This is a genomic window from Streptomyces sp. MK37H (genome assembly GCF_018035285.1).
Taxonomy (GTDB): Bacteria; Actinomycetota; Actinomycetes; order Streptomycetales; family Streptomycetaceae; genus Streptomyces; species Streptomyces endocoffeicus.
In genome coordinates this window covers 1-3,303 of the sequence record NZ_JAAAYH010000667.1, presented here as the reverse complement: position 1 = coordinate 3,303, position 3,303 = coordinate 1, and the positions used below count along the sequence as shown (strand labels likewise).

The following is a 3,303-nucleotide window of genomic DNA, read 5'->3' as shown; positions in this document are numbered from 1 at the left end:
TGTGTGCTTCGGCTTCGTTGTCGGGGCGTCAGCTGTACCGGTACGTGGTGAGGTGCGCGAACACCACCACATTGGCCGTGTAGTCCTTGGCCGTGTGGTCATAGGCCCCGCCGCAGGTGATCAGCCGCAGCTGGGCGTTGGGGGTGTCCCCGTAGACCTGCTTGTCCGGGAAGGCGTTCTTCTTGAATGTCTTGACCTTGTCGACCACGAAGGTCGCCACGATCCCGTCCTCGCGGGTGATGGCCACCTTGCTCTTCGGCTTGAGCTGGCCGAGGGGGTAGAACACCGCCGGGCCGGTCTTGGTGTCCACATGCCCGGCCACGATGGCGTTGCCGCGCTCACCGGGCGAGGGGCCGCCCTCGTACCAGCCCACCAGGTTCTGGTCGGTGTCCGGGGGCGGGACCAGCACGCCCGCGGCGTCCAGCGACAGCGGGGTGAAGGGCGCGCTCACGCCGATCGAGGGGATGTCCAGATGGGAGGCGGGGGAGCGCGGCAGCGCGGGTCCCGGACGGGACTCGGGGGCGGCCGTCGACTCCGGGGAATCCGCGTACGCGTCCTCGTTGGAGGTGTCGCTCTCCGGTTCGGAGATGGACGCGGGGGCACTGGCCGCGGGCCGGGCCGACGGGGTGTTCTGGGAGGCGGCGTCCACGGAGTTGTAGATGAGGAATACGCCGATGAGGGCCGACGCGGCGGCCCAGCGGAGAATGCGGGTGTTGCCATCGGCAGCGCCCTGCTTGGCCGGCTTTCCCATAGGGGTGTTCGCCTTTCTTACAGCGCCTTGTCTCATGGCGCCTCAGCTCAAGGCGCCTTTCTCACGGCCGCTTTTCTCACAGCGCTCGTGGAACTGCCGTGGCACCACCGCTCGGCGGAGGTGCCACGGCAGCCCTGAATACGAAGAGTCAGGCTCAGATAGCGGTGCCGGTCGGCTTGCGGCGACGCAGGGCGTAGGCGCCGGCGCCGAGACCACCGAGGAGCAGGACCGAGCCGGCGGCCATGCCACTGCCCGTGGTGGCCATGCCGCCACCACCGGTGTGGACGCCACCGCGCGGCTTCTCGCCCTTCTCGTGGTCCTTCCAGTCGCCACCGGACCAGTCGTGGTCCTTCTTGCCGGACCACTCGTGCTCCCGGCCCTCGTCCTTGCCGTGGGACCAGTCGTCCTCGTCCTTGCCCTTCCCGGACCAGCCGCTGCCCTCGTCCTTGCCCGGGTCCTCCTTGCCGTGCTTTTCTTCCTTGCCGTGGTCTTCCCGGCCTTCCTCGCGGCCGTGGTCGTCCTTGTCCTTCCAGGAGCTGCCGCCCTGGCCGTAGCCGTCCTCGGAGGACTCCTGGCTGCTCGAGTACCCACCGTGACCGCCCGGGTCCGAGACGTCTGCGGCGAACGCGGCGGCGGGGGCGCCCAGGGTCAGGGTGGCGGCAATCGCCGCCCCGGTGAAGAGTGCGCGAGTAGATCGCATGAGCCATTCCTTCCGGCGCCGTCACGATACTGACTATTTGCCAGATAAAGGGATCGCATCGGCGTCTTGTCCACCGTCAGCGAAGAGAGCTCCCCCTGCCACTCGGCGCGACCTGCGATCTGCTCGGTTGTAAGCCCTCTGGGTGGAGATAAGCGCAATGATCACTCATTCGCCGCGCGAATGGGCTGACGCCCTTTCACCTTTTCGGCAGACATCATTCCGATGAGCCCAGTAGTGTGAGATTTTCGCGCCCGGTGCATAACCGACTCGCGACGCCATAAGAAAGACGCCATACGAAAAGGGCCGCCGGGAGGCGAACTCCGTCGGCGGCCCCGTGCGGCGCGATGCGTGCGCTAGCCGTGGTCGCGGTCCCAGCGGTAGAACTCGTGGGCCATGGCGTCCTTGGGCTCGCGCCAGGTCTCCGGGTCGTACGCCTGCATATACGGCTGGAGGCGGGCGCTGACGTCGCGGAACTCCGGGTGCTTGGAGTACTTGGTGACCTCCGTGGCCGGCGGCCGCTCCGCCTCGATCAGATGCAGATACACATCGCCGAACTGGAAGAGGCTGCGGCCGGTGACGCCGATCAGCTTGGGCAGTTCGCCGCGGTCGGAGTCCGCGAAGATCTTGGCGACCTGCGGCGCCGCGTCCCGCTGCATCTTGGCGACGATCATGGTGCGGTACATGGTCATGCCCCCACCGTCTCCCGGGCCCGCTGCTCGATCTTGTCCCGGATCAGATCCATCTGGATACGGGAGTTGCGGTTGATGTGGTCCGTCATCGTGGGGTCGTCGACGGGCGCGTCGGGCCGCATCTCGAAGTCCTGGGTCCAGCGCATGCGGGTGCCCTCGGACTCCTCCTCGTACTCCCAGCGGATGTTCATGTAGGCGAAGGGGCCCGGCTCCACGCGGCGCGCCCAGACCGTGCGCACATCGCGGGCCGTCTCCCGCTCGGAGACCCAGGACCAGACCTTGCCGTCCTCGTCGGGGTGCATGGTCAGGCGGAAGGTGGTGGTGTCCCCGATCCGCTGGAGCACCTCGACCGAGGCGTACTCGCTGAACAGCTGCGGCCAGTTCTCCAGGTCGTTGGTCATGTTCCAGACGAGGTCGAACGGCGCCTTGATCATGACCTCGTTGTCGGTGTGGCCTGCCATTTTCATACTCCTGGGGTAAGTGAGGTGTTGATGACGTCGAGGAAGTCACCGGGGGTCTTGCAGCTCTCGGCCCCCGGTTCGATCGGAGTGCCGTACCGGTTCTCCAACTCGCCGACGATGGCGAGCAGACCGAGCGAGTCCAGGCCGTACTCCTCGAAGGTGGAGTCCGGCCGGGTCCGCATCATGTCCGGGTCGACGGTGAGCCCGGCGCACCGCTTCATCAGCGCGGCCAGCTCCCCGTAGGACAGTTGACTGGACATCAGTAATCTCCTTCCGGTCCGCGGAGCACGAGCGCCGCGTTGCAACCCATGAGTCCTCTGCTGAGCACCAGCGCCGTCCGCGGCTCGGCGGGGCGGGAGCTGCGGGTGACGAGGTCGAGGTCATGGCAGACGTCGGTGACGTACGGGGTCGGGGGGACCACGCGGTGCTCCATGGCGAGCAGCGCGGCCGCCACGTCCAGCGTGGGGGCCGCGCAGTGCACCCGGCCGAAGCCGGTCTTCGGCGCGGTCACCGGGACCCGGGTGCCGTGCGGCCCGAGGGCGTCGGCGATCGCCAGCGCCTCGGCGCGGTCCGCCTCGGGCACCCCGAGCGCGTCGGCGAAGACCACATCGATCTCCTCCGGCGCGCACTCCGCGTCCTCCAGGGCCACGCGGATGGCCTGGGCGAGCCCCTCCCGGGACCGCTCCCACCGGGACGGCCCGG

The 3,303-nt window shown here is 68.3% G+C and carries 5 protein-coding genes and 1 pseudogene; all 6 read right to left on the bottom strand.

Annotated features, from left to right (window positions below; all coding sequences use genetic code 11):
• Window positions 1–28: 28 nt before the first annotated feature.
• Window positions 29–751 carry a class F sortase gene (locus GWI24_RS42425; protein ID WP_210951350.1) on the bottom strand — a complete coding sequence of 241 codons (723 nt, stop codon included), beginning with the start codon at window positions 749–751 and terminating at the stop codon, window positions 29–31.
• A gap of 154 nt (window positions 752–905) precedes the next feature.
• A complete protein-coding gene (locus tag GWI24_RS42420) occupies window positions 906–1,451 on the bottom strand; it encodes a hypothetical protein (RefSeq protein ID WP_210951349.1) in 546 nt (181 codons plus the stop codon).
• A 353-nt stretch (window positions 1,452–1,804) separates the two neighbouring features.
• A complete protein-coding gene (locus GWI24_RS42415) occupies window positions 1,805–2,134 on the bottom strand; it encodes a TcmI family type II polyketide cyclase (RefSeq protein ID WP_044581229.1) in 330 nt (109 codons plus the stop codon).
• Between the two features lie 2 nt (window positions 2,135–2,136).
• Complete coding sequence (locus GWI24_RS42410) at window positions 2,137–2,601, bottom strand: SRPBCC family protein (RefSeq protein ID WP_210951348.1); 465 nt, start codon at window positions 2,599–2,601, stop codon at window positions 2,137–2,139.
• A gap of 2 nt (window positions 2,602–2,603) precedes the next feature.
• On the bottom strand, window positions 2,604–2,861 hold the full coding sequence (locus tag GWI24_RS42405; protein ID WP_210951347.1) for an acyl carrier protein: 258 nt from the start codon (window positions 2,859–2,861) through the stop codon (window positions 2,604–2,606).
• Window positions 2,861–3,303: pseudogene (locus GWI24_RS42400) on the bottom strand (ketosynthase chain-length factor); the annotation flags it as partial. The pseudogene GWI24_RS42400 and the gene GWI24_RS42405, both read right to left, overlap by 1 nt.

Bases quoted from the DNA above. Each gene is read 5' to 3' on its own strand.
- GWI24_RS42405 (WP_210951347.1), bottom strand. From the start codon at position 2,861: ATGTCCAGTCAACTGTCCTACGGGGAGCTGGCCGCGCTGATGAAGCGG.
- GWI24_RS42420 (WP_210951349.1), bottom strand. From the start codon at position 1,451: ATGCGATCTACTCGCGCACTCTTCACCGGGGCGGCGATTGCCGCCACC.
- GWI24_RS42415 (WP_044581229.1), bottom strand. From the start codon at position 2,134: ATGTACCGCACCATGATCGTCGCCAAGATGCAGCGGGACGCGGCGCCG.
- GWI24_RS42425 (WP_210951350.1), bottom strand. From the start codon at position 751: ATGGGAAAGCCGGCCAAGCAGGGCGCTGCCGATGGCAACACCCGCATT.
- GWI24_RS42410 (WP_210951348.1), bottom strand. From the start codon at position 2,601: ATGGCAGGCCACACCGACAACGAGGTCATGATCAAGGCGCCGTTCGAC.